Here is a 26,242-nt window from a genome sequence, read left to right as displayed (position 1 = left end):
TCGCCTAATAAATAACGCACGCTTTGATTTAACAAATTATTAACTCAGCGTACCAGTTTAAAAAAGAAACATTGTTCAGGTTGAGATACACATCACTAATTTCACGTTAATCCTGATACATAAAAACAAAGAGAACTGTGTTGTCTGTAAATTATTTTTATTTATCAGTATATTATTGCAAAAGTTAATATTTAACTTTGTAGCTATTGATTATACATTGACCTACTTATTTTTTGCTTAAGATAGCATTTTTGAAATAGCATTTATTGCTTTCGTCTATTCCAATGCATTATTAAAAAACCAATGGTAATAAAAAATTATTATAAATAACATTACGGTCAGAAGAGCAACCTATAAAGATAGTGCTACTATCAGCGACATAGAGCGCCAAGCTGTGTCCCTTTTTCCAGAAGAACTCTTACCAAAAGTACTCGGTGATCAAACCCTACCCGCGTATGAAATTGACTATTCCTAATGAACTACAGAAAATTCTAGTAGAAGAGATGACTGCGGGTTTGGGCACAAGAATTGCGATGAAATTAACGATCAATCCAAATATATACCCTATGGATTTCAAGATGCATCGCGACGGCCAGGGAGCGAATCCCCGGGAGCATAGAGAACTATGTGACCGGGGTGAGTGAGTGCAGCCAACAAAGAGGCAACTTGAAAGATGACGGGTATAGATAGGAAATAACAGATGAATTACCGCCACATATTATTGCGGCGGCTCAAACTGGAAAGAAAGTTACAATGTCACAAAGTGTATATCAACAATCCCGATTGAAATAACTCTATCTGGTCAAAATAGTCTCAACCGGTGTGGGGTCGGGGTAATACCAATTCCATCCCCAACCTGAATAATATGGATAGCCATAATAATTCCAAGGCCCCGGACCATAAGGCATTAATACTCGCTGAACAACTTTCCAGCGTTGATAACCCATTGCATTAATCACAACATAAGCGTAATCCGCACAACCAATTTTTCCCTTTTTTAATCCCACTATCGGACCTACGACAGTGACGTAATTTCCTTTAAAATCGTCAGGATCAAGGAAATCATTAACATAAACATAGATACGGCCAAGGGAAGGCTCATCTAATTCTGGACTGGCATCCGATGCTAATGGCAATGACGATATTTCCAGACGAGTACGGTGATTTTCATTTACTACATCAAGTACCTTGCCGCCGAATCGCCCTTCCTGCCCGATAAACAGCTCAGGCGTACTCTTAACAGAAAGCAGATCTTGAACAGGCGTTGGTGACGTTCCTTTTATTGAATCAGGAACGGTGATACAGCCTGTAAGCATTACAGCGCCTAATAAGATTAGCGCGTTAATACTCGTCCGGTAGTTTATTACTCTTAACATAACCACCTTCTCCTGAAAATTGTCCCAATCATGATGCTTAAAATAACTCTGTCTATTATTTGATACTTTCTTTTACTACAAGTTTCATCAATAGATACTTAACGGCCCGGTAATTTTTTCCAAGTAACTTCATTACGCAAGTATACCGGTTCAGCATGTTCTACGGCCGTCACCTCACCGTTTTGCCACATCTGTATTGCCAGAGGTAACATATCTTCAGCATGAGGTAATGTGATACTACTATCAGTTAGCGTCAAATGACTTGTCATCAACTGAGGATAAGCCTGCCAGCCAGTACCAGCAGCCACCCAATCGCCACTTAATGAAGCCATGAATGCCTGTACCTGTTCCGGTTTCAACACTGCTTCTGTTTCACTTCCTTGCCATTCACCTTGCTGATTACGGATATATTGCCCCCAGTAAACTTCTCCCATCCGGGCATCAATGGCGGTTAATACCTGAGTTGCACCTAGCAGACGAAAAACACCTTGAGCCATTGCATTGAGCGTTGACACACCAATCACCGGCAGTTCAGCCCCCAGTGCCAAGCCCTGAGCAATACCAACACCAATACGTACACCGGTAAAACTACCCGGTCCACGGCCAAAAGCTAAAGCGTCAAGCTGTTGTAAACTCATCCCCGCTTCTGCCAGAACAGATTGAACCATAGGTAAAATACGTTGCGTGTGTTCACGTGGAGAAATTTCAAACTGTGCCAAAACGGCACCATCATTCCAAAGAGCAACAGAACAGGCTTCCGTTGCAGTATCAATAGCCAGAATTCGTACAGGCATGCCTTAAGCACCTCGGCAAGAAATATATACCCGTCATCTTTCAAGTTGCCTCTTTGTTGGCGGCACTCGCTCACCCCGGTCACATAGTTACCTATGCTCCCGGGGATTCGCTCCCTTGCCGTCGCGATGCATCTTGAAATCCATAGGGTATAATCCAAAATTAAGGTGCTATTTTATCATAACCCAGTCGATTTTACCCAGATTGCCGGGCTTGCAAGAAAGCGACCGCTTTCGTTAAATCTCGGGTTCGTGGTGAAGGTGGTAAACTATTCAAAAACACCTCACCATATGGACGCATAACTAAACGATTATCACAAATGACAACAACACCATAATCATCAATATCACGAATAAGCCGCCCGACACCCTGTTTCAGACTAATCACCGCATCCGGCAACTGAACTTCATTAAATGCATCACCACCTCTAAGTTGGCAATCTTCAATACGGGCTTTTAGCAGTGGATCATCCGGTGCCGTAAAGGGCAATTTATCGATAATGACACAGGAAAGCACCTCGCCGCGCACATCGACACCTTCCCAAAAACTGCTGGTTGCCACCAATAAAGCGTTGCCGGCGGCAATAAATTGCGAAAGTAGCTGACCTTTGCTGGTTTCACCTTGAACCAAAACCGGCAATGTCATGTTGGCACGGAACGATTCAGCCAGACTTCGCATCATCTGGTGTGAAGTACATAAAAAGAAACATCGACCTTTATTAGCTTCAATGAGTGGCTTGAGCATCTCTGCCAACCATTTTGCACTACCAAGCTGATTTGGTGATGGTAGATGACGGGGAACACAAAGTAGTGTCTGACTTTGATAATCAAATGGACTTGGCAGTAATAACGTTTTCGCCTCTTTTAAACCTAGTCGTTCAGTGAAATGGGAAAGTTGCTCGTTAACAGAGAGTGTCGCTGAGGTAAACACCCAACAACCAGATTGCTCATTAATTATCTCACTAAATTTGTCGGCAACAGACAGCGGTGTGAGTGCTAAAAGAAAATAACGACCATAACTTTCAAACCAATAGCTATAACCGGGAATAGTCACCTCTTTCAAGCGCTTAAGACGATTACGATAAATTGTTGCCCTTTCAAATGCCGCATCCAACATGACTGAACGCCCTAAAGATAATTTTATCACGTCATAACAAAGCTCAAGCGCATCATCAAGCAATACTAATGCTCGCTGGACTTGCGGATTTTGCAATAACTCCCGCAAATTACCCCGATAACCATTCTCTCCCAACGCTAGCCGGAAATCTTGTGTACTCTGACTCAGACGATCTGCGCTCTTTTGTAATTGAACTTGATCTCGAACTTCCGTGCGATACGCCATAGTGATATCTCTTGAGAGATCCATCAGTTGGCGGCTACTTAATTGCTGACCAAAATATTGACTAGCAATATCAGGGACTTGATGTGCCTCATCAAATATCTTGACTTCTGCTTGCGGGATCAACTCACCAAATCCCGTTTCTTTCACCACCATATCCGCCATAAACAGATGATGGTTAACAACGATAACATCTGCCTCCATTGCCCGACGGCGGGCTTTGAGTACAAAGCATTCCTGATAACGTGGGCAATCACTGCCAAGGCAGTTATCGTTCGTACTGGTGACCAACGGCCAAACCTGGCTATCTTCCGCCACTTGGTGACAAGTACTGACATCACCCTCTTCAGTTTGTGACGACCAGCCTCTTAGCCGAACAATATCTGACAGAATTTCTGCTTCCAATTGCCCGCCCCCAAAAGAGTGCTGTTCCAACCGTTCCAAGCACAGATAATTCGCGCGACCTTTCAACAACGCCAATTTACCGGTGAAATTAATTGCTTCAGCGACTGTCGGTAAATCACGATTATAGAGCTGATCCTGTAATGCCTTAGAACCGGTGGAAATGATAACTTTCTGCCCAGAACGCAACGCGGGTGCTAAATAGGCAAATGTCTTACCTGTTCCCGTGCCTGCTTCTACAACCAATTGTTGATGGTTTTTAATCGCACACTCAATAGCCACTGCCATTTCTCTTTGAGCATCACGGGGTTTAAAACCTGTTATTGCTTTAGCAAGGGCACCATTTTTCGCAAAATCGTCTGACACAAACCGTCTCTTTCAATAGAATGGATGGAGATTATGCCAATAGTATGTTCTGATCACCACCCAAAATCAGGCAGATAGTTATTCACAGGAAGAAGTATCCATGACAATTGAACGTATTTATCCACAGGATCGCTGGTCTGAAGCGGTAGTTTACAATAAAACCATTTACTACACTGCCGTACCGGAAAATCTGGATGGTGATATTACTGAGCAAACAGCGAATACGTTGGCCGCTATTGATACCATGTTACAGCGTCTCGGTTCTGATAAAAGCAAAATTATTGACGCTACTATTTTTCTGGCTGATGGAAAAGAGTTTGCTGGCATGAATGCCGCCTGGGATGCATGGGTTGTTGCAGGAAGCGCACCTGTACGCTGCACAGTTGAAGCTAAGCTAATGAATCCCAAATACAAAGTCGAGATAAAAGTTATCGCAGGTATTTAATATTAATTTGGGATATTCTCTATCGCCTACATTTATATTTTAATTATATGGAGGTTATTCAGAATATCCCAATATACCCGTTATCTTTCAAGTTGCCTCTTTGTTGGCTGCACTCACTCACCCCGGTCACATAGTTATCTATGCTCCCGGGGATTCGCTCCCTTGCCGCCGCGATGCACCTTGAAATCCATAGGGTATAGGTGTTATTAATATAGGTAAGATATGATTTCCCCTGTTAATTTAGTTGCAATAACATTTTAAAATAAAATATTAATCGATATTTTCATGAACTACATTATCCATTGTTCCAAGTGGAATATTAATACCCAACATTTCTAACCTTCCTCCTATGCCTTTGCCTTGAACTATAAGATGACCATTATAATGATCATCTAATGTTGACATTCTTATTTTGATAAACCATGATAATGACTATTATAGTGGTCATTAAGACCATCAATGACCATTATAATGGTCATAAGGAGGGAATATGTTAAAACATAGAGCCTATTCAAAATTCTCTAAAGAAGCAGTCATGTTACTCGGAGAACAAATCAAGTTAGGTAGAAAACGGCGCCATTGGTCAGAAAAGAATTTGGCAGAACGTGCTGGTATATCCAGAACCACACTGCAAAAAATTGAAAGCGGAGATATGGGTTGCTCTATAGGATTAGCATTTGAGCTAGCTAACCTTGTAGGTATCAACTTGTTTGACAGCGATAAGCTTCCTATCTCAGCACGTATAAAACAAACGAGAGATAAGCTAGTTTTGTTACCACAACGTATTCAGGAAAAAGAGAGAGAAGTGTACGATGATTTCTAACAACAAAGAAGCTTATGTCTGGATATGGTTACCAGAACAAACTGAGCCAGTGGTGGCTGGCCGCCTAGAAGAATTTAATGGCCGCATTTTATTTAACTATGGTAAAAGTTTGGAAACTGCGCATAATTTTAATATTTCAGAGAAAAAAGCAAAAGAAATCTTTAATAAACAAATATCAATAATCCAAGATAATTGGAACAGTATCTGTGAAGAAGCTGAATTAAGTGAAATAGATAAAAAGTTGCTCTAGCATAGACAATTTTTAAATCCATTTTCTATAGCTTTTTGAGAATTTTAAGAGCCTGTATACCCTATGGATTTCAAGTTGCATCGCGGCGGCAAGGGAACGAATCCCCGGGAGCATAGATAACGATGTGACCGGGGTGAGTGAGTGCAGCCAACAAAGAGGCAGCTTGAAAGATGACGGGTATATATAAACTTATTATAAATCAATCTTACAGGCCAAAACACCTACTTTAGTAATGGCCCATTTTAGGAATAATTTTAAATTAGACTATTTTTAATTCGTAGATAAACCTTCGATGACTAAGTGTAATAAAATAATTTCCAATATTACTTATCACAAATCGCATTAATTTCATCTGGCAGAGTTAACTCACCAAATGGACTTTCTATTTATTTACCTTTTCAATGTTGAATTATACTTATGCGTCGTCCATACTTTCTAATAAGCACATCAGTGTCTGGTCACTGTTTAGTGAATATAAACATGGCCTAATCTTCAATAACTTTTATCACTTGGTATGGAGCATGTTATGGATGTTTGTTCAGGTTGTCATGATTCCCTTCATGATTCCGTTGTTGCGGAAGTAGAAGGCAAGATCTATAAAAGTTGCCCATGTTGTTCCGCCTCAATGGGTCAACATGTTTTTTATCACTATGAAGACTTTGGTATGAGGGATATGGGTGATGGCCGCTATATTGTTCAATCTTGGTGTCCTGGTTGTCGAGTAAAAGATGGTCATAAACCAGACGTCTGTTTTACCTGCTAAAAGTCACTTATATACCCTATGGATTTCAAGATGCATCGCGACGGCAAGGGAGCGAATCCCCGGAAGCATAGATAACTATGTGACCGGGGTGAGTGAGTGCAGCCAACAAAGAGGCAACTTGAAAGATAACGGGTATATTCGTATCTGCTGGTTATTATGCAAAATAGTTGCTAGTTGCATGCCAGCAAATAATATAAGAAATAAACAATAAAATTCGTTAGTTAAAAACCTGAACGCCAATAACGCATCTTTGTCCTGACTTTAAAAATTAATATGGCCTAAGCCATCTTGATCATCATTACACCCAACAGCAACAAGGCAATTCCACCCCAACCTTTACAATTCAAACGCTGATTAAACATAATCCAGCCAGCAGCAACTGTCGCGATAATACCGAAAGCACCCCATAAGGCATAAGCAACGGAAAGCTCAATTCCCTTCACTGCCTGAGCAAGCGCACTGAACGCCCCAAGAACAGTAATAAGCGAAAGAATACCCATCCAAGGACGTCTAAAACCATCAGAAATTTTCAGTAAAATATTCGCTAAAATATCCAACGCTATAGCAAGGAATAAGAACGCCGCATGCCACCATTCAAATTGTTGCAACATGTTATGCCTCCTTTATTTTACCGTTTTTGGTTGTTGCGACACTGACAGCCTTATTTGCCATCTGCTTCACTACCTCTGCCGATTTTTTGACTGCGGCTTTTCTAGTACCAGATTTAATCAACATAATCCCTGTTATCAGCAGAACCAATCCCCCTACTTTCATCAATGACAGTGATTCATCAAACCACATGACACTAAAAACAGTAATAAATAGAATACCAACCCCTTCCCACAAAGCATACGCAACGCCCAGTGCCACTTTTTTCACCGCCATTGCCAACAAGATATAGGATGTGGCGATCATGATGTACATAACGGCCATGCCAACTACACCACCGGAAACGCTGGCATGTTTCATCGATAAGGTACCGATAACTTCGGTAATAATTGCCATTGCAAGGAACAACCAATAAATCATTTTCTTTCTCCCGACCACGCAAATACGCACGTCAAGACGCAGCTATAAATAACCTAAACCCACCCATATATAAGATGAGAAATAATAACCTGCGTTTTTGACGAAACAGAAATACCGGTTGAAAACCGGTTAACAGGAGTCAGACGCTATAATGAACTGCACCAGTAATGCTCACTGGATAAAATGGCAGAAAGGAAAAGCATGTGAGTGGAACTTTGAAACTTGACGCTTTTGGCGCTGTTCATGATATTTCATTCCTTCATCGCACCGATATTCTGCGCGATATACTAAGAATCCTCATAAATAAATAGTGTTAATTTTCTTAGTACTTCTACCATATAAGATAATAGAAAGCAACCACCAAATCTCATTTATTTTTTTATCTGATAAACAACGTTGAATAGAAAAACAGAATTGATATTAATATAAGCTGATACCTTCACGATATAACCCAAGCCGCTTATAGCGCGGCTTGAGCTTCAACAGAAAGGTTTGTCAATTATTCAAATTCATTCCACGAACGACCATCGCGGGTGATCATAGCAACAGAAGCAACCGGCCCCCACGTTCCCGCCTGATAAGGCTTAGGCGCATCATTATCCGCCGCCCATGCATTCATAATAGAATCAACCCATTTCCACGCTTCTTCCACTTCATCACGACGAACGAATAGCGCCTGAATACCCCGCATAGCCTCCAGCAGTAACCTCTCATAAGCATCCGCCAATGGAATATGGTTAAACGTTTCAGAAAAACTCAGATCCAGCTTAGTGGTTTGCAGGCGATGCTTGTGTTCCAGTCCTGGGGCTTTGTTCAGCACTTCAATATCAATACCTTCATCCGGTTGCAGACGAATCGTTAGCTTGTTCTGCGGTAGTTGTTGATAAGATTCAGAGAACAAATTCAGCGCGGGCTTTTTAAAATAAACTACCACCTCAGAACATTTCGTTGGTAGACGTTTACCGGTTCTCAGATAGAAAGGAACCCCGGCCCAACGCCAGTCATCAATATCGACACGGATAGAGACAAAAGTTTCCGTCCGGCTGGACTGGTTCGCCCCCTCTTCTTCCAGATACCCAGGTACCTTATGCCCCTGAACAAAACCGGCAGTGTATTGACCTCGTACCGTCTTCTCCCGCACATTCGTGTGATCAATACGGCGCAGAGAACGCAATACTTTTACTTTTTCATCACGGATACGGTCTGTCGTCAGATCTGCCGGAGGAGACATAGCAATCATGGTCAATATTTGCAACAGGTGATTCTGAATCATATCGCGCATCTGTCCGGCTTGGTCAAAATAACCCCAACGGCCTTCAATACCGACTTCTTCAGCTACCGTAATTTGTACATGATCAATTGTCCGGTTATCCCAATTATTCACAAACAGGGAATTGGCAAACCGCAGCGCCAACAGATTCAATACGGTTTCTTTACCCAGATAATGATCAATGCGATAAACCTGACGCTCATTGAAATATTTTGCCACTTCATCATTAATGGCTTTGGATGATTCAAGATCGACCCCTAAAGGCTTTTCCATCACAACTCGATTTGGCTCTTTATTTAGCCCTGCAAGGCCCAACCCGTGACAAACCGAACCAAAAGTACTTGGTGGCATCGCAAAATAATGGATTGCAGGCCGATTCTCCTGCTTAAGAATTGCCTTCAATTTGGCAAAGTCTTCCCTTTGATTAACATCCAGATTGCAGAACGCCAAACGCTCACTCAATGTCTTCCATAATTCTGAATCTAATTTTTCTGGCAAGAATGTATTTAAAGCTTCTTCAACAACCTTGGTATAAGCTGTTTTATCCCAATCAGCCCGGCCAACACCAATAATCCGGGTTTCTGGGTGAATATAACCCGCTTTCTCAAGCTGATAAAGGGAAGGCAATAATTTCCGGCGTGCCAAATCCCCTTTAGCGCCAAAAATGACTAAATCACAAGCCTGAGCTGTAGAAGTAACCGCCATATGTCTCTCCTCGTTGCGGGATATTGTAATTTTGTTACAGCATTAACCAGTAATGTACTCTTTTGACCATGGCGCGTAAACAGCGATAACGAATAACCATCACCTTATGTTAACAATGTGTTTTATCTATGATAAAGATGTGATAAATTTATGTAATTTTGCAACGTTTATGAAAGATAATTACCAATGTGAAAGTTAGACACTTGTCATACTTTTATGAAAAACATTAAATTATTGTAACTTCCTACTGCCAGCTTCAATTTGCTAATAGTATATTTTCATAAAATTTATATAGATTTCTTCTCTGAATGAAATCGTCAAAACCACAGGTAACTGCGTTTTATGAATACACTGGAACGGGTCCAAAACAGTATCGAATTTTTGAGTAAGTCAGAAAAAAAAGTGGCGCAGACAATCCTGGCTTCACCACAAACTGCGATTCATGCCAGTATCGCAACACTGGCAAAAATGGCAGAAGTCAGTGAACCCACGGTTAACCGTTTTTGCCGCCGTCTGGATACTAAAGGTTTTCCCGATTTCAAACTCCATCTAGCCCAAAGTCTTGCCAATGGTACGCCTTATGTAAATCGCAATGTTGAAGAGAGCGATACAGTTAGTGCCTACACCAATAAGATATTTGAATCGGTAATGGCAACTCTGGATACCGTCAAAAACAATTTGGATATTACAGCCATTAACCGAGCTGTTGATTTACTGACTCAAGCCCGGAAAATCTCATTTTTTGGCTTGGGGGCTTCTGCGGCCGTCGCCCATGACGCAATGAATAAATTTTTCCGGTTCAATATTCCCGTTATCTATTTTGATGACATTGTGATGCAACGGATGAGCTGTATTAACAGTGCCGAAGGTGATGTCGTCGTACTCATCTCCCATACCGGCAGAACTAAAAGTTTGGTTGAAGCAGCACAACTTGCGCGAGAAAATGATGCGACAGTTATCGCAATTACCTCCCAAGATTCTCCCCTCGCCCACGAAGCAACGCTCGCCATTCTTCTGGACGTCCCGGAAGATACAGATATTTATATGCCAATGGTCTCAAGAATCGCTCAATTAACTGTTATTGATGTTTTAGCTACGGGTTTTACCCTGCGCCGTGGTTCAAAATTCAGAGATAACTTGAAAAGAGTCAAAGAAGCGCTACGAAATTCACGCTTTGATAAAATTGACTTTCCCCCGACCTGAAAATAGTCCTCTCTCTATTAGGCTGACTCGCAATAATTGCGTAGTCAGCGATCGTTTATAGCCCATTGAGCATTGATAAATAATCTTCACTAGCCAAGTGAAGCGAGAAATTACATAATTATATCAAGAAAATCCTATGTTATTTAGTTAACCTGAGCTTCGCTTAAGAAGGGAACTAAGTGCCTGAGGCACGATTAAAGTTTTTGATAAAGAAAACACGATCATGGAGAACCTCAGGCATGAATAATTTAGATGAAATTTATTGTGAAATCGACGATTTTTGACTTGTCATTTATACTTTACAACATACCCATCCTGGAGTTTCCCCTCTTCCAATTCCAAGTATTGCCAGATTTCAGTAAATGTGACTACCACTTTCCATCATTGCCAGAACTTCCAAGACACTATTAGATTATCGATAAACCGGGAACAAATCGTGATAGGATAGAAATGCGGCAACGGTCATATCAGGATGTGTTGATACGAGTCACAAAAAGCCCCACGATAGTCGCTTACGGCCTTGCCACAGAGGTAAACCACAAAAGTAATCTATAAACAGCCTTGATAGTTGGATTGCCGAAGAGGTTTTTTTACTCGTTTTATAGGATAATTAATAGATTATTGATTATTTTTATATCACAAATACCCATACTCACAGGTCAACGGAGTAAAATATGTCCAGACGGCTCAGAAGAACGAAGATTGTTACTACACTTGGCCCGGCTACCGACCGCGATAATAATCTTGAAAAGATTATTGCTGCGGGTGCAAACGTAGTCCGCCTTAACTTTTCCCACGGTACCGCCGAAGATCATCTCCAGCGCGCCAACAAAATCCGCGAGATCGCAGCCCGCCTGGGGTGCCATGTTGCCATTCTTGGCGATCTTCAAGGACCTAAAATTCGCGTATCAACGTTTAAAGAGGGCAAAATTTTCCTGAATGTCGGAGATAAATTTCTGCTTGATGCCAATCTTGGTAAAGGCGAAGGCGATAAGGAGAAAGTCGGTATCGATTACAAAGGATTACCCACGGATGTTGTACCGGGTGACATTTTGTTGCTGGATGATGGCCGTGTTCAACTGAAAGTATTAACAGTTCAGGGCATGAAAGTATTCACTGAAGTGACAGTGGGTGGCCCGCTATCCAACAATAAGGGCATCAACAAACTGGGCGGTGGATTATCCGCTGAAGCCCTGACCGAAAAAGATAAAGAAGACATTATTACGGCGGCCAGAATTGGCGTTGATTACCTTGCTATCTCTTTCCCCCGCACCGGTGAAGATCTTAACTATGCTCGCCGCCTGGCGCGAGACGCGGGCTGTGAAACGCAGATCGTGGCAAAAGTTGAACGCGCAGAGGCCGTTAGCAGCGATAAAACCATTGATGAAATCATTCTGGCTTCTGATGTCGTCATGGTCGCCCGTGGTGACCTTGGCGTAGAAATCGGTGATCCAGAGTTAGTTGGTGTTCAGAAAAAACTCATTCGCCGGGCCCGCCAACTGAATCGTGTAGTGATTACCGCGACCCAGATGATGGAATCGATGATCACCAACCCAATGCCTACCCGTGCAGAAGTGATGGATGTGGCAAACGCCGTTCTTGACGGCACTGACGCCGTGATGCTCTCCGCTGAAACCGCTGCGGGCCAATACCCTGCCGAAACGGTTGCCGCAATGGCGCGAGTCTGTCTCGGAGCAGAAAAAATGCCCGGACTCAACGTATCGAAACATCGGCTAGACACAATTTTTGACAGTATCGAAGAAGCCATTGCGATGTCTACCATGTACGCAGCAAACCACCTAAATGGGGTTAAAGCCATTATTGCAATGACCGAATCAGGTCGCACCACTCGTATCATGTCTCGCATTAGTTCTGGTCTCCCCATATTCTCTATGTCTCGTCATGAAAAAACCTTAAACCAAACGGCTCTTTACCGTGGTGTAACACCCGTTTATTGCAGCAGTCATACTGACGGTATAACAGCAGCCAATGAAGCAGTTAATCGTCTGCGTGATAAAGGTTATTTGGTTTCCGGCGACCTTGTTCTGGTTACTCAGGGTGATCAGATGGGAACAATTGGCAGTACTAATACCTGCCGTATTCTTGAAGTGGAATAAAACTTTATTACATTTAGCGCCAAGTTTTCGACAATCAGGTTAGAATCAGAAAACTGGCGCACTTTTATTTGAAATCCATAGGGTATAAATCCTTTACCTCAAAAGAATAATTTTAATCTTCTCTAATGTTTTATTATGGAAATATTTCAATTAGATATTATAAAAATATGATGTTAAATTTATTCTTAAAATATTCACCTTAAACATAGCAATAAGAATAAGTTAAATAAATTCTCATTGCCAAAAATTTCTATTTTATTAAAGTCATAGCTGTCCGACATACCAAAAATCGGGACTTACCTCTGCCAAATGATGTCATAAAAAACAACAAAGAATATTGACAATCATTTAATATAGTACTATTAATTAAATACTGATATCAGCATTTTCCATATGGAAATACAATATTTCCTAATAATATATACCCAATGGATTTCAAGATGGATCGCGACGGCAAGGGAGCGAATCCCCGGGAGCATAGATAACGATGTGACCGGGGTGAATGAGTGCAGCCAACAAAGAGGCAATTTGAAAGATAACGGGTATATCTCTATTAGAAGGAAATAGCAGGTTAACTAATTAACCATCTAAAAATAAAGTGGAGATTATCATGCATAATACCTCAACCTATAAAACTCAAGAAGCACTAAATTCCCTTGCTGCATCATTCAAAGAGACCGAACTCTCAATTACTGAAAAAGCACTGAAAGAATTAAGCAGTAAACCAAAGGTCCCTGAGATCACCGCCTGGAACTGGTCAAAGAGCTTCCAAGAGATTTAAAACCTATCCTATCAGGTTATTTTATTTTCCTGAAAAAAAATACCTATTAGGATAAATACTGCATCCGTTCAATTAAAAATTTTTTGAACCTTGACCATAGGGTAATCGTATGAATTTTTTGGGATTACCCTAAATAATTTCATTATGTGAATATAATAATTTTAACAATATAGATAACTGATTTCACCTCCGAAGAAAATTTTGTCTTTTTCGAAAAGAGACAATATACTCATTGGATTAAATTTTTTCATCTCTACATATAAATATAATAGATTTCAGTAACTCAAAAGTGTAAAAATATGAGAAAAAACACATATTGACAGAAAAAAACACTTTAATTGGATCTTCATGTAAGTTATGTGGAATACTCAAAGGCAAGGATATCGGTATCTAAACACGGTACCTCAACATTTATATTAAAACTTGTCCCTATACCCTATAGATTTCAAGATGGATCGAGACGGCAAGGGAGCGAATCCCCGGGAGCATAGATAACGATGTGACCGGGGTGAGTGAGTGTAGCCAACAAAGAGGCAACTTGAAAGATGACGGGTATATACAATAAGGAATAGTAGCCACAAATGAACGCTATTAACATCTCAAAATCCATGAAGCGTTTCAATATTTCAGTATCGATACTCTCAGTGTCAATAGCGATATTAGCCATTTATTTACTCTCCACCGCCTTCTATTCAGATATGCAGGTCGATAACGACTATCAAAACAATAGCAGTTTTTACCGGGTAGAAACGACCTTTAATTTACCTAACGGAGAAAAAGTCAGATCAGCAAAATCACCCTTGCCACTCATAGACGAACTGAGAAAAGATGAGAGAATAAGCCACGTAAACTACTTTTTTAAACTTAATACGACTATTGAATTAAAGGGAAAAAAGATCACTAAAGTTCCAGTGTTTGCGGTAAATGATGAATTCCTGAATACCCTATCTCCCTTTAAGAAAGTGGATACCTCTCTGGGAGCAAATGAGATTTATATCACAGAAGAGTTCAATAACCACTATCTCGGCTTAGAAAAGCCCAAAGGAAAATCCCTCGTTTTAAACAATGAAACCTATATCATCAAAGATATTTTAGAAAGACGTCGCGATTCCAGCCTTAATATTCAAGCTATTATTGCATTTAAACCAACGCTGATTAAAGATTACAATAAAGAACTATTCAATTGGTATGATACCCAGGCTTATGTTTTTATAAAATTTGCTAATGAAAAGGCAATATCTAATCTCAATGCACTACTCAAGCATATTATTGAAACCAAAGCGCCCAATCTTCCAGGCGCGCCATTTACTGCCAGTGAATTTATTCATCTATCACTAAAAAAATTAAAAGATATGCATTATCAAGATGGATTACCTGATGAAATATCTATTGGTTTATCAAAGGAAATAATCTATAGTTCATATATTGCATTCGCGTTTATCTTATTTTCGGCACTCACCAACTACTATAATTTAACTTCTGCGGATTCAGCAGAAAAAAGGGATATCTATCAGTTAAAGAAAGCATTAGGTGCTTCAACTTTCAATATTATAAAAGATTCATTACCTTCTATGCTGATAAGAATCATATTCTCTACCCTTATATTCTTATTGCTTATTATCACAATATTCAATACATCACATTATATCAAAAATATATTTTCCCTATTAGAAATAAAGAGTTTAATATATCTGGGGATATTCTCTATTTTTATCACTTTTATTTTTATTTCATCAATACATTTTTCATTCTCATTACGTTTCTATATTTATCAAAGAAATAGAAAAATGGATATGAGATATGAATCAACACTTGCCTCTTGGTTTAGAAAATCATCATTAGCTATTCAATTACTTGTTTCTGGAGTGTCTATTTATTTAGTCACTGGATTAGCAAATCAATATATTCACCTTGTTGATTTACATACGCCGTATGATAATACCAAGACAATATCGGTAGCAATTAATAACGATAATAGCAAGAAATTAGCGATTAATGAATTAAGCTATAATCTTATCAACCAATACAATACATCAAACATAACCCTAAGTAACTGGCGACCATTTGACATGTCAAGGGAAAATATCACTGTTTACTATTCCGGCCAACAAAACAAGAATAACTATATTTCGTCTAATGTTATTACCGCGGACGAGAATTTTACTAATGTATGGAAAATGAAAATCTTAGCCGGCGGAAATAATCGAGTATATCAAAGTGATAATGCCAATATAGTCAATGCATTAGTCACAAAAGAATTTTTAAAACAGAATGTCATCACTCAATACGATGATATTTTTAATAATTACTATTGGTACATAATGGAGGATAAAAAGATCCAAATTAGATTTATTCAGATTATAGATGATTTTAATTTAGGCGCGGTAGATGAACCTTTTAGACCCATCATTGTTTTCATAAAAAAAGATCACAGCAAATATGCCTCGCTGAATCTAAATGATATTAGTCACCTTGCTCCGGTACTCAAAAAATTATCAGAACAGGGTTTTGATAAAAATGAAATTGATTTAACCAGTGATTTATTTTATGCTTATTATGATAACTATTTAAAAGTAATAAAATTATCATCGGCTGTCGCTATATTTTCCATCCTATTATTAATCATTGCCTGTTTTACTACCAGTATGACCGACTTTAACTCTATGAAAAAAGAATTAAGTATAATGGAGTCCATTGGTGGTTCCATTTATACAAACCTTACTCACTTTTTATCGAAAAGCGTCATCCCTATCATCGCATCAATTTTCGTAGCATATCTATTGGGAAGAACAATTTTAGTTTATCTACTCAATGAATATAGCGTAATTTACACTGACTCTTTTGTATACAGTGCTCTCGCGCTATCTGCTACAATGATATTCACCGTTATTATCATGATCACTACCTATTTGGTGAATTATAGAAAACTCTCTGCTACTAAATTTTTGTGAGATTAATCATGGATATAGAAATTAGAAAAAAAAGAATACATAATAAGGAGAAATTATTAATTCTCATTTTCTTTATCGCTTTTATTTCATTTATCGCCTTTATTATCTATTACGTCACTTCAGCCAAAGAGGCTGTCGTCAATGAAAATGAAGTGACTCAATTTCATGTCAGCAGCAAAGTAGATAGTGATGTTCTGAAAACAAGAGCGGTTGTTGTTCCTAATAAAAGTGTATCTATCTCAACAGAGATTGGCGGAATCGTTACCGATATAATGAAAAAACCATCACAAGATGTTTTAAAGAGTGAAGAAATCGTTAAATTATCTAATTTTAATTTCACATTGAATAATTCTGCAATGTTAGCGGATGTTACAGATAAATTGAATAATTTGATCAATATCAGAATAAATTTGCAATCTGATTACAGGAATATCAATAACAGATTCTTAGAAGCCGATAAAGAGTTGAAAGAGGTAGAAGACAAGTTAAGACGATATCATGATCTTGTACACAAAAATTATGTTTCTAAAGAAACTTTGTCTGATTTAAAGATTAAAAGAGATTACTGGCACGATGTTTATTTATTTTATAAAAAATTGAAAAATGATAAAGATCGTGACATATCAAAGCAATTAAAAGAAATAGACGAATTTGTCGAAAAACAGCGAAAACTTTCTGAAATTATTGAAAATGGTTTTGAACAACTTTCAATAAAATCACCTATAGCCGGTAATATCAGTTCATTAGATTTAATTCTAGGTCAGCGCTTAAAGCCTGGTGATCAAATTGCTATTGTGGATGATTTATCAAGTTTCTATTTTGAATCAGAGATTAACGAATATTATTTAAATAAAATAACCTACCATTCATCTGCCAGCTTAATCTATAACAATGGAAAAATACCTTTGCTTGTGAAGTTAATTTCATCTGAAGTTAATAATGGAACATTCAAAGTTAGATTTGAATTGGAAGATAAGAAAGCCATTAACTTCAAACGGGGGCAATCCGTTGATGTCATCATTAAACTTAATGAAGATCGAAAAATATTCTCCATCCCCTCATCAATGGTCTTTTCTATTGATAATAAGAGCTATGTATTTGTTTACTATCCAGATAAAAAAATTGCTCAACGTATTCAAGTGTCCATCGGGCAGGATACTGGTTCCAATATTGAGATTAAAAATGGTGTTACTGAAGGACAAACGTTAGTGAGCTTTGGTAAAAATAGATTGGTTAATAATGATACCGTAAGGATTGAATAAAATGATTAGCATGATGAATGTCTGTAAATCATATAAAACGAAATTTATTCAAACAAATGTTTTGAATGAAATAAATCTCAATATAGATAAAGGTGAATTTATCTCCATAATGGGCGCATCTGGATCAGGGAAATCAACATTACTCAATGTTATTGGCATGTTTGAAACGATCGATAGCGGTCAATTCACACTGAATAATAGCAATATTTTAACAATGAAATATTCTGAAAAAATATCATTCAGACGAGAATTTATTGGTTATATTTTTCAATCATTCAATTTATTACCCAATCTAACTGTATTTGAAAATATAGAACTACCATTGAAATATAGAGGTTTTTCTAAAAAACAGAGAAAAAATAAAGTATTTGATGCAATAAGTCATTTTGGATTAGAAAACCGAGAAAATCATAAACCGGTACAATTATCTGGCGGACAACAACAACGTGTCGCTATTGCCAGAGCAATGATATCAAATCCCACTATTTTATTGGCTGATGAGCCAACGGGAAATCTGGATAGCATAAATGGTCAAAATATCTTGTCTTCACTGAAAGATCTGAATGAAAACGGCACGACTATTGTTATGGTAACTCATTCCATTGAAGCGGCTGCATTTTCTCACAGAACATTAACCATGAAGGATGGCCATTTACTTGCTTGAGCATAAATAACATGAAGGAGTTCTTTATGGACACAATAATCCCAATAAAACATTTAGATTCAGATGAATCATCGATTCTCAAGAAATCGCCTAAGATTAATTACAGACAGTTGGCTTGCAGAATTATCGGCGAAATCCCGGCTGAAAAGATATTAGATGATGATGAATTGGCTTTATATAATGAGGAGATGGGCATACACTTTAGCCCTGAAATTATTAATGCCAATAAGCTAGTCGTTGTTGTTAAAGCTACCAGGCTTTGCAATTTAAGATGTACTTATTGCCATTCCTGGGCAGAAGGAAAAGGAAATACGTTAACATTCTTCAATTTAATGCGCTCTATTCACCGTTTCCTATCTATACCCAATATAAAGCGGTTCGAATTTGTCTGGCATGGAGGTGAAGTAACTCTATTGAGTGTTAATTATTTTAAAAAACTTATCTGGTTGCAAGAACAATTTAAAAAACCAGATCAAGTCATTACCAATTCTGTACAAACCAATGCGGTCAATATTCCCGAAGATTGGCTGGTATTCCTTAAAGGGATCGGGATGGGGGTAGGTATAAGCGTTGACGGTATTCCAGAAATACACGATAGCAGGAGATTAGATTATAGAGGTAGACCAACATCTCATAAAGTTGCCGCAGGTATGAAGAAATTAAGAAGTTATGGCATCCCTTACGGTGCTCTTGTTGTTGTCGATAGAGATGTTTACGAATCAAATATAGAAAAAATGCTCTCTTATTTTTACGAAATTGGTTTAACGGATATTGAGTTTTTGAATATTGTTCCAGATAACCGTTGTCAACCCGGTGACAATCCTGGAGGAAGTTATATAACTTACCATAATTATATTAATTTCCTTTCCAAGGTTTTCCGTGTTTGGTGGAATGGTTATCAAGATAAAATCAATATTCGTCTGTTTCATGGATTTATTGACAGTATTAAATCATCTCAAAAGAAAATATCAGATTGTTATTGGGCAGGTAATTGCTCTCAGGAAATTATCACTCTGGAACCTAATGGTACTGTATCAGCATGTGACAAATATGTTGGCGCCGAGGGAAATAATTATGGTTCGATTATCGATAACGATCTTGGACATTTATTAGCTAAATCAAACACAAATAAGAATCATCTTAAAGAAGAAATGGAATCATACGAAAAAATGCATCAATGTAAATGGTTTCACTTATGTAATGGTGGATGTCCTCACGATAGAGTGACTAACAGAAAACATAATCCGAATTATAATGACTCATGTTGTGGAACCGGAGGTTTGTTAGAGACAATAAAACAAACCATAGCTGCATAAATGCTATCCTGATATTTTAAGTGCAAATATAAAATGCCTCGTCAAAATACCCCCTAACTATTGGATGCCATATCCAACATTAGGGGGACAATAAAAACTTTCAAACCGTGATAATAACTTTACATCTTTGCGACTAAAATCACAGATCTTCTCTGTTATACGGCCCAATATCACCCGCTTTCCGAGTCTTAAGCAATTTAAGTATCCAGGTGTACTGCTCAGGATTTGGTCGCACCAATTGTTCTAATTCTTCATTCATCCGACGAGCAATAAAAGCATCATCTTTGCCATCAATATCATCCATTGGTGGTCGAATATAAATATCAAGCTGGTGGGTACGGTAATTATAAACCGGAAACAGGGGCACAATAGCGGCACGACAAACCTTCATCAATCTCCCAATTGCCGGTAACGTTGCTTTATAAGTTGCAAAGAAATCGACAAATTCACTGTGCTCCTCACCATGATCTTGATCAGGCAGATAATATCCCCAGAAACCCTGGCGAACAGTGGCGATAAAAGGTTTAATTCCAGCATCACGGGAATGTAAACGACCACCAAATTGACTGCGAGCTTTATTCCACAAATAATCTGATACTGGGTTTTTTTGATGATGAAACATAGCCGCTGCTTTTTGTCCACCCGCCGTCAGCAATATCGCAGGAATATCCACAGCCCAGCCATGAGGAACCATGAAAATAACATTCTTCCCCTGCTCTTTCAGTTGAAGAATAATCTCTTCCCCATGCCACTGCGTCCGGCTTAACGTTGATTTTGTACCACGTAAACAAAGTTCAGCCAACATAACAAAAGGTTGAGGTGCGGTAGAAAACATCTTATCAATCAATGCTTCACGCTGTTGCTCCGTGAGTTCCGGCATACAGTAACACAGATTTATTCTTGCTCTACGACGTGCCCCTTTCGCAAACTTACCCGCTAGCCAGCCTATTTTAGCTAGCAGAGGATCACGCACTTTAACCGGCAGGTAAGCCAGCCCGGCCAACACACCAATGCCCAGCCATAATCCCCAGTAACGAGGATGCAGGTAAGATTTATGAAATGTCGGCACATAACCAGCTTTACTGTCTTTATCTGTCTCTTTATGCATGAGATAACTCTTTAAAACAAAACGATAATTTGCCATTTTAATACAGGGATCTATATCAACAAATGTCAACATATCTTGTTCTGCAATACAAAACGACAGCGGATGATATCAATCATCCGCTTTAAAGTCTGTTACTAATGAACAATTAAACTCAATCTAACAGAAGCTGAGGCGTTACCTCTTTTATCGTTGCCAGGAATTCTGTGCGTTCTTTACCACTCAAACCTCCAGAACGCGGTAATTTAGCCGTTAATGGGTTTACCGCCTGCTGATTGATCCAGAATTCATAATGCAAATGTGGGCCCGTAGAACGTCCAGTGCTACCGGACAACGCAATACGATCACCCCGTTTTACCTTCTGCCCTGATTTCACCAGCAGCTTTCTCAAGTGCATATAACGCGTGGTATATTGGCGGCCATGGCGAATGGCAATAAAGTTACCTGCTGCTCCGTTATATTTGGAGACAATCACCTCACCGTCACCCACCGCCAAAACAGGTGTTCCCACTGGCATGGCAAAATCCACACCTTTATGCGGCGCAACCCGACCAGTGACTGGATTCACACGCCGAGGATTAAATTGGGAAGATACCCGAAATTGCTTGGTGGTTGGAAAACGCAAAAATCCGCGCTCCAGACCGGAACCTTGACGATCATAAAAACGCCCATCTTCCGCCCGGATAGCATAATAATCTTTACCACCACTATTTAGGCGAACACCCAGTAATTGGCTCTGTTCACTGTGACCATCCAACATTTCACGGGACAGCAATACAGAGAAACGATCACCTTCATGTAATTTACGCAAATCAATTTGCCATTGCAGTGCTTTAGTGACTTCACGCGCTTCACTGCTGGTTAAGCCGGCATTTAAAGCACTGCTGGTAAAGTTACTATCAACAACGCCAACGACGACGCTGTTTTTCCACTCCCCTTTCTGAAACTCTTTTGTTTCTTTAAACAGATCGCCTTCACGGGTATAAATGCGCATTTCACGGCGGGAAACACCCCAAGTCAGCGTTTGCAAGTCACCCGCTTCATTGACTGTCCATGACAATGGCTGACCAATGTTCAGTCCCCGTAACGCTTTATGCTGACTCGCGAGTAACGCTACATCAGAAGAGTCGATACCAAATTGGGTCAGAATATTACTGAGGGTGTCACCGTCGGAGACAATATATTCATGCGGAGTTTGAGCCGTAACCTCTGAGTTCGTCTCTTCATCAGGAATACCCTCGTCCGGTAGCTGTTCACTGCTATCTGCAATAATCTCATCACTATTTACGGGAAGATTGATGGCGATGCTACCGACTGTTGTTTCTTCTTGTTCATGATGATAAGCAATAGGTTGCCACATAGTGACAACCAATGTTGCTACAGTCAGCGAACCCAACATAATTTTATGCGGTCGCGGTAACTCCTTATACACCAGAACGATAGTTTTAACTATCTGTTGCACTCATTGAATTCCTTATTACTTTAATTCAGGCAATCCGCGTACTGTTCCGACAACTGAGTTATAAATTTCATATAGCTGTCCTTATCCAATACGATGCGGCCTCCTAACGGATCTAACGTGCCCATACGCACTCCCGTATCCTTCGCCACAGCATTAATAACGGTCGGCCTGAATTGTGGCTCAGCAAAAATGCAGGTTGCTTTCTGCTCAACCAATTGTGTTCGTATATGATGTAATTTTTGTGCGCCAGGTTGTATTTCAGGATTAATCGTAAAATGTCCTAATGGCGTCAGGCCATAATGCTGCTCGAAATAGCCATAAGCATCGTGAAAAACAAAATACCCCTTACCACGCACCGGCTTAAGGATATTAGCAATATTTTTGTCAGTTTGCGCAAGCTGCGTATTGAATTTACGTAGGTTTACGTCCAGCGCTGCTTTTTTATGCGGATAACGCGCTTGTAATTGGTCATAAATCCCCTGTGCGACCTGTTTTGCTATTTCTGGTGATAACCAGATGTGCATATTATATTCACCATGAGAATGATGTTCATGACCATCTTCATGTTTATGTTGATCCGATTCGGGTAAATCTTCATTATTTTTCAGCAATAATGGCCTAATCGTTGGCAATTGTGCTAAAACTAACTGTTTATTTTGTGGAACTTTGGCTAACGGTTTAGACAAAAAGATTTCCATCTCAGGTCCAACCCACACAACTAAATCTGCTTGGTTAACTTTCTTAAGATCAGACGGTTTCAATGCATAATCATGCGGTGATGCCCCATCAGGTAACAGTACCTGCGTATCAGTTACACCCTCAGTTATTGCCGCAGCAATAAAACCCAACGGACGGATTGATGTTACAACATCGGCATTAACCGATTGTATCGTTCCTGACATGAAAACAGCAGTAATCGCAGTCTTACAGAGAAACTTGTGCGCTAGTTTATATGATTTGTGTAACATAATGTAAATATCTCGTGGACAGAAACCAGAATTGTTATATTATAACATCTCAATGTTCACGCAAGATATATTTAACATGTCGACACTCATCACTTTAAAAAATATTGCTGTTAATTTCGGCGATCGTCGGGTATTAAACAATATCTCTCTACATTTGCAACGAGGAAATATTCTGACGTTGCTAGGTCCTAATGGTGCCGGTAAATCAACTTTAGTCCGCGTTGTTTTAGGGCTTATTGAGCCATCATCCGGCACTATTGAATATACCGATGGATTGAAAATCGGCTATGTTCCACAGAAGTTGCATCTTGACCCCACCCTGCCATTGACAGTTAAACGCTTCATGATGCTAAAACCCGGGGTAAAATCTGGCGATATATTACCGGCACTTGAATGGGTGAATGCTGCTCATCTATTGCAGCAGCCCATGCAAAAATTATCCGGTGGGGAAAGCCAACGGGTTTTATTAGCCAGAGCACTATTAAATCAACCTCAATTACTCGTCCTTGATGAACCAACACAAGGGGTCGATGTTAATGGTCAATTAGCACTTTATGATTTAATCAATCAAATCAGGACCGAATTGCATTGCGCTGTATTGATGGTTTCCCATGATTTGCATCTGGTCATGGCGAAAACAGACGAAGTTTTATGCCTTAATCAACATATTTGTTGTTCCGGCACACCTGAAGTTGTTTCAACCCACCCTGAATTTATCGCGATGTTTGGTCATCATGGTGCTGAACAATTGGCGATATACCGCCACCAACACGACCATCACCATGATCTGAAAGGGAAAATTAGCTTGGAAAATAACAGGGAATGCCACTCATGATCGAATTATTATTCCCCGGTTGGTTGGCCGGCGTATTATTGGCTATTGCTGCCGGGCCATTAGGTTCATTTGTTGTCTGGCGCAGAATGTCCTATTTTGGCGATACTCTGGCTCATGCTTCATTACTGGGCGTTGCTTTCGGATTATTGCTAAATATTAGCCCTTTTTACACAATTATCGCCGTCACTTTGATACTGGCAATTATTTTAGTTTGGCTGGAGAAACGTCCTCAACTGGCAATCGATACTTTGTTGGGGATTATGGCTCACAGCGCATTATCATTAGGGCTAGTGGTTGTCAGTTTAATGTCTAATGTGCGAGTTGATTTGATGGCTTATCTGTTTGGTGATTTGTTATCAGTCACCTATGAAGATATTTGGTTGATTGCCATCGGTGTCACCATGGTCACCACGCTCCTGTTCTGGCAATGGAACGCCTTGCTCTCTATCACCGTCAGTCAAGAAATGGCTTTTGTGGATGGAATTAAAATACAGCGGTTAAGAGTGCTGTTAATGCTGGTAACAGCGTTGACAATCGGCTTGGCAATGAAGTTTGTCGGCGCACTGATTATCACCTCCCTGCTCATTATCCCGGCCGCTACTGCTCGCCGTTTTGCCCGTACACCGGAACAAATGGCCGGTATTGCTATTGCGGTTGGTACGCTTGCCGTCACCGGTGGATTAGCTTTCTCCGCCGTTTACGACACACCAGCAGGGCCCTCTGTCGTGCTATGTGCTGCGGTGATGTTTATTATCAGCCTGATCAGTAAAGCAAAAAATTGATCCACTGAGTGGGTATAACCCAATGGATTTCAAGATGCATCGCGACGGCAAGGGAGAGAATCCCCGGGAGCATAGGTAACGATGTGACCGGGGTGTGAGTGCAGCCAACAAAGAGGCAACTTGAAAGATGACGGGTATAACCCAGTTATCAGGAGAACGGGATAGGTTTCCCTTGCGGGAGTACCCATCCCGATTTTTCAGGTAATTAAACAAGTCATTCCTGATCTCTAACCATACCAAAATGGCGATAAGCATGTTCGGTGGCAATTCGTCCACGGGAAGTGCGTTGAATAAAACCCTGTTGAATCAAAAAGGGTTCCAGCACATCCTCAATTGTTTCCCGCTCTTCACCAATAGCAGCGGCAAGGTTATCTACCCCAACCGGCCCGCCCATAAATTTATCAATGATGGCAATCAGTAACTTACGATCCAGATAATCAAAACCGGCAGCATCTACGCTCAACATATCCAGCGCTCTGGTGGCAATATTGCCATCAATCGCACCATTCCCTTTTACTTGAGCAAAATCACGTACCCGGCGCAGTAAACGGTTTGTAATCCGTGGCGTTCCACGAGAACGCATGGCAACTTGCCGGGCGCCCTCATCACTGATCGCTACCCCCATAAAACGAGCGCTGCGAGAAACGATACTTTGCAAATCGTCCACATTATAAAATTCAAGACGCTGTACGATACCGAACCGATCACGCAGTGGAGAAGTCAAAGAACCTGCGCGAGTAGTCGCCCCAATCAGGGTAAAAGGTGGCAAATCAATTTTAATCGAACGGGCTGCCGGCCCCTCGCCAATCATAATATCTAGCTGGTAATCTTCCATTGCTGGATAGAGAATTTCTTCCACTACCGGCGATAAGCGGTGAATTTCATCGATAAACAATACATCGTGCGGTTCAAGATTGGTCAGCATTGCCGCCAAATCACCCGCCTTTTCCAACACCGGGCCTGAAGTTGTGCGAAGATTAACACCCATCTCATTGGCAACAATATTCGCCAGCGTTGTTTTCCCCAATCCCGGCGGACCAAAAATCAGTAGATGGTCAAGAGCATCACCACGCTGTCTGGCAGCCTGAATAAAAATCTCCATCTGCTCACAGACCTGCGGTTGTCCGACATATTCAGACAACAATTTAGGTCTGATGGCGCGGTCAACGGCTTCATCATCTGGCAAAACTTCCGCAGAAACCAGACGGTCAGCTTCAATCATGGCTTACCCCTGTAA

The 26,242-nt window shown here is 40.1% G+C and carries 27 protein-coding genes; 15 read left to right on the top strand and 12 right to left on the bottom strand.

Annotated features, from left to right (window positions below; all coding sequences use genetic code 11):
* Positions 1 to 794: 794 nt before the first annotated feature.
* The 3 genes from LGZ98_RS03500 to LGZ98_RS03490 all read right to left on the bottom strand — a co-directional run bounded on the left by LGZ98_RS03500 (position 795) and on the right by LGZ98_RS03490 (position 4,274).
* Positions 795 to 1,376, bottom strand: coding sequence for a Slp family lipoprotein (locus tag LGZ98_RS03500; RefSeq protein ID WP_113040629.1), 582 nt, complete (start codon positions 1,374 to 1,376; stop codon positions 795 to 797).
* Positions 1,377 to 1,474: 98 nt separating this feature from the next.
* Entirely contained in the window at positions 1,475 to 2,170 is a 696-nt protein-coding gene (gene tsaB, locus LGZ98_RS03495) for a tRNA (adenosine(37)-N6)-threonylcarbamoyltransferase complex dimerization subunit type 1 TsaB (RefSeq protein WP_113040630.1), read from the bottom strand.
* Positions 2,171 to 2,363: 193 nt separating this feature from the next.
* Positions 2,364 to 4,274 carry a DNA repair helicase YoaA gene (locus LGZ98_RS03490; protein WP_262977728.1) on the bottom strand — a complete coding sequence of 637 codons (1,911 nt, stop codon included), beginning with the start codon at positions 4,272 to 4,274 and terminating at the stop codon, positions 2,364 to 2,366.
* Between the two features lie 100 nt (positions 4,275 to 4,374).
* Here LGZ98_RS03490 and LGZ98_RS03485 point away from each other — a divergent pair, with 100 nt between their 5' ends.
* Complete coding sequence (locus tag LGZ98_RS03485; protein WP_113040632.1) at positions 4,375 to 4,719, top strand: RidA family protein; 345 nt, start codon at positions 4,375 to 4,377, stop codon at positions 4,717 to 4,719.
* Positions 4,720 to 4,989: 270 nt separating this feature from the next.
* Here the strand turns inward: LGZ98_RS03485 and LGZ98_RS03480 are convergent, their stop codons facing one another.
* A complete protein-coding gene (locus tag LGZ98_RS03480) occupies positions 4,990 to 5,124 on the bottom strand; it encodes a hypothetical protein (RefSeq protein ID WP_262977727.1) in 135 nt (44 codons plus the stop codon).
* An 85-nt stretch (positions 5,125 to 5,209) separates the two neighbouring features.
* Here LGZ98_RS03480 and LGZ98_RS03475 point away from each other — a divergent pair, with 85 nt between their 5' ends.
* The 4 genes from LGZ98_RS03475 (at position 5,210) to LGZ98_RS03460 (ending at position 6,766) form a co-directional block, all read left to right on the top strand.
* On the top strand, positions 5,210 to 5,542 hold the full coding sequence (locus LGZ98_RS03475; RefSeq protein ID WP_262977726.1) for a helix-turn-helix transcriptional regulator: 333 nt from the start codon (positions 5,210 to 5,212) through the stop codon (positions 5,540 to 5,542).
* Positions 5,532 to 5,792 (top strand): hypothetical protein, encoded by a 261-nt coding sequence (locus LGZ98_RS03470; protein WP_191214690.1) that lies wholly within the window; start codon positions 5,532 to 5,534, stop codon positions 5,790 to 5,792. Before LGZ98_RS03475 ends, LGZ98_RS03470 begins: the two co-directional genes overlap by 11 nt.
* Positions 5,793 to 6,318: 526 nt before the next feature.
* Positions 6,319 to 6,555, top strand: coding sequence for a hypothetical protein (locus tag LGZ98_RS03465; RefSeq protein ID WP_113040634.1), 237 nt, complete (start codon positions 6,319 to 6,321; stop codon positions 6,553 to 6,555).
* On the top strand, positions 6,521 to 6,766 hold the full coding sequence (locus LGZ98_RS03460; RefSeq protein ID WP_262977725.1) for a hypothetical protein: 246 nt from the start codon (positions 6,521 to 6,523) through the stop codon (positions 6,764 to 6,766). Before LGZ98_RS03465 ends, LGZ98_RS03460 begins: the two co-directional genes overlap by 35 nt.
* A 67-nt stretch (positions 6,767 to 6,833) precedes the next feature.
* Here LGZ98_RS03460 and mdtI read toward each other — a convergent pair whose 3' ends face one another.
* From mdtI to zwf, 3 genes are all read right to left on the bottom strand, one after another.
* Positions 6,834 to 7,166 carry a multidrug/spermidine efflux SMR transporter subunit MdtI gene (mdtI, locus tag LGZ98_RS03455; protein WP_113040635.1) on the bottom strand — a complete coding sequence of 111 codons (333 nt, stop codon included), beginning with the start codon at positions 7,164 to 7,166 and terminating at the stop codon, positions 6,834 to 6,836.
* A gap of 1 nt (position 7,167) precedes the next feature.
* Entirely contained in the window at positions 7,168 to 7,584 is a 417-nt protein-coding gene (gene mdtJ, locus LGZ98_RS03450; RefSeq protein ID WP_112896147.1) for a multidrug/spermidine efflux SMR transporter subunit MdtJ, read from the bottom strand.
* 499 nt (positions 7,585 to 8,083) lie between these two features.
* Positions 8,084 to 9,559: a glucose-6-phosphate dehydrogenase gene (gene zwf, locus LGZ98_RS03445; protein ID WP_113040636.1), complete on the bottom strand. Its 1,476-nt coding sequence runs from the start codon at positions 9,557 to 9,559 to the stop codon at positions 8,084 to 8,086.
* 342 nt (positions 9,560 to 9,901) lie between these two features.
* Between zwf and LGZ98_RS03440 the strand changes: the two genes are divergently transcribed.
* From LGZ98_RS03440 to darA, 4 genes are all read left to right on the top strand, one after another.
* Positions 9,902 to 10,762, top strand: a complete 861-nt coding sequence (locus LGZ98_RS03440) for a MurR/RpiR family transcriptional regulator (protein WP_113040637.1) — start codon at positions 9,902 to 9,904, stop codon at positions 10,760 to 10,762.
* Between the two features lie 674 nt (positions 10,763 to 11,436).
* Positions 11,437 to 12,879 carry a pyruvate kinase gene (gene pyk / locus LGZ98_RS03435; RefSeq protein WP_113040638.1) on the top strand — a complete coding sequence of 481 codons (1,443 nt, stop codon included), beginning with the start codon at positions 11,437 to 11,439 and terminating at the stop codon, positions 12,877 to 12,879.
* 393 nt (positions 12,880 to 13,272) lie between these two features.
* A complete protein-coding gene (locus LGZ98_RS03430; protein WP_158536454.1) occupies positions 13,273 to 13,446 on the top strand; it encodes a hypothetical protein in 174 nt (57 codons plus the stop codon).
* Positions 13,447 to 13,489: 43 nt separating this feature from the next.
* Positions 13,490 to 13,660 carry a darobactin family peptide antibiotic gene (gene darA / locus LGZ98_RS03425; protein ID WP_158536455.1) on the top strand — a complete coding sequence of 57 codons (171 nt, stop codon included), beginning with the start codon at positions 13,490 to 13,492 and terminating at the stop codon, positions 13,658 to 13,660.
* Positions 13,661 to 14,105: 445 nt separating this feature from the next.
* Here darA and LGZ98_RS03420 read toward each other — a convergent pair whose 3' ends face one another.
* Positions 14,106 to 14,327, bottom strand: a complete 222-nt coding sequence (locus LGZ98_RS03420; RefSeq protein ID WP_113040639.1) for a hypothetical protein — start codon at positions 14,325 to 14,327, stop codon at positions 14,106 to 14,108.
* Between LGZ98_RS03420 and darB the strand changes: the two genes are divergently transcribed.
* From darB to darE, 4 genes are read left to right on the top strand one after another with little or no spacing between them, the layout of a single operon-like run.
* Positions 14,305 to 16,611, top strand: coding sequence for a darobactin export ABC transporter permease subunit (darB, locus tag LGZ98_RS03415; RefSeq protein WP_262977724.1), 2,307 nt, complete (start codon positions 14,305 to 14,307; stop codon positions 16,609 to 16,611). The two genes, LGZ98_RS03420 and darB, sit on opposite strands and share 23 nt — an antisense overlap.
* 8 nt (positions 16,612 to 16,619) lie before the next feature.
* Entirely contained in the window at positions 16,620 to 17,873 is a 1,254-nt protein-coding gene (gene darC / locus LGZ98_RS03410; protein ID WP_113040641.1) for a darobactin export ABC transporter periplasmic adaptor subunit, read from the top strand.
* Between the two features lies 1 nt (position 17,874).
* Positions 17,875 to 18,537: an ATP-binding cassette domain-containing protein gene (locus LGZ98_RS03405; protein ID WP_113040642.1), complete on the top strand. Its 663-nt coding sequence runs from the start codon at positions 17,875 to 17,877 to the stop codon at positions 18,535 to 18,537.
* Between the two features lie 26 nt (positions 18,538 to 18,563).
* Positions 18,564 to 19,853, top strand: a complete 1,290-nt coding sequence (darE, locus tag LGZ98_RS03400) for a darobactin maturation radical SAM/SPASM protein DarE (protein ID WP_113040643.1) — start codon at positions 18,564 to 18,566, stop codon at positions 19,851 to 19,853.
* A gap of 139 nt (positions 19,854 to 19,992) precedes the next feature.
* Here the strand turns inward: darE and lpxM are convergent, their stop codons facing one another.
* From lpxM to znuA, 3 genes are all read right to left on the bottom strand, one after another.
* Positions 19,993 to 20,961 carry a lauroyl-Kdo(2)-lipid IV(A) myristoyltransferase gene (lpxM, locus tag LGZ98_RS03395; protein ID WP_113040784.1) on the bottom strand — a complete coding sequence of 323 codons (969 nt, stop codon included), beginning with the start codon at positions 20,959 to 20,961 and terminating at the stop codon, positions 19,993 to 19,995.
* Between the two features lie 151 nt (positions 20,962 to 21,112).
* On the bottom strand, positions 21,113 to 22,420 hold the full coding sequence (gene mepM / locus LGZ98_RS03390; protein ID WP_113040644.1) for a murein DD-endopeptidase MepM: 1,308 nt from the start codon (positions 22,418 to 22,420) through the stop codon (positions 21,113 to 21,115).
* Between the two features lie 20 nt (positions 22,421 to 22,440).
* Entirely contained in the window at positions 22,441 to 23,388 is a 948-nt protein-coding gene (gene znuA / locus LGZ98_RS03385; protein ID WP_262977723.1) for a zinc ABC transporter substrate-binding protein ZnuA, read from the bottom strand.
* A 76-nt stretch (positions 23,389 to 23,464) separates the two neighbouring features.
* Here znuA and znuC point away from each other — a divergent pair, with 76 nt between their 5' ends.
* A complete protein-coding gene (znuC, locus tag LGZ98_RS03380) occupies positions 23,465 to 24,223 on the top strand; it encodes a zinc ABC transporter ATP-binding protein ZnuC (protein ID WP_113040646.1) in 759 nt (252 codons plus the stop codon).
* A complete protein-coding gene (znuB, locus tag LGZ98_RS03375) occupies positions 24,220 to 25,005 on the top strand; it encodes a zinc ABC transporter permease subunit ZnuB (RefSeq protein WP_112876055.1) in 786 nt (261 codons plus the stop codon). Before znuC ends, znuB begins: the two co-directional genes overlap by 4 nt.
* A gap of 214 nt (positions 25,006 to 25,219) precedes the next feature.
* On the opposite strand, the gene ruvB is transcribed toward znuB, so the two are convergent.
* Complete coding sequence (ruvB, locus tag LGZ98_RS03370) at positions 25,220 to 26,227, bottom strand: Holliday junction branch migration DNA helicase RuvB (protein WP_228899995.1); 1,008 nt, start codon at positions 26,225 to 26,227, stop codon at positions 25,220 to 25,222.
* Between the last annotated feature and the right edge of the window lie 15 nt (positions 26,228 to 26,242).

It is taken from the genome of Photorhabdus kayaii (assembly GCF_025384895.1).
GTDB lineage: Bacteria > Pseudomonadota > Gammaproteobacteria > Enterobacterales > Enterobacteriaceae > Photorhabdus > Photorhabdus kayaii.
This window is presented reverse-complemented; position numbering and strand designations above follow the sequence as displayed.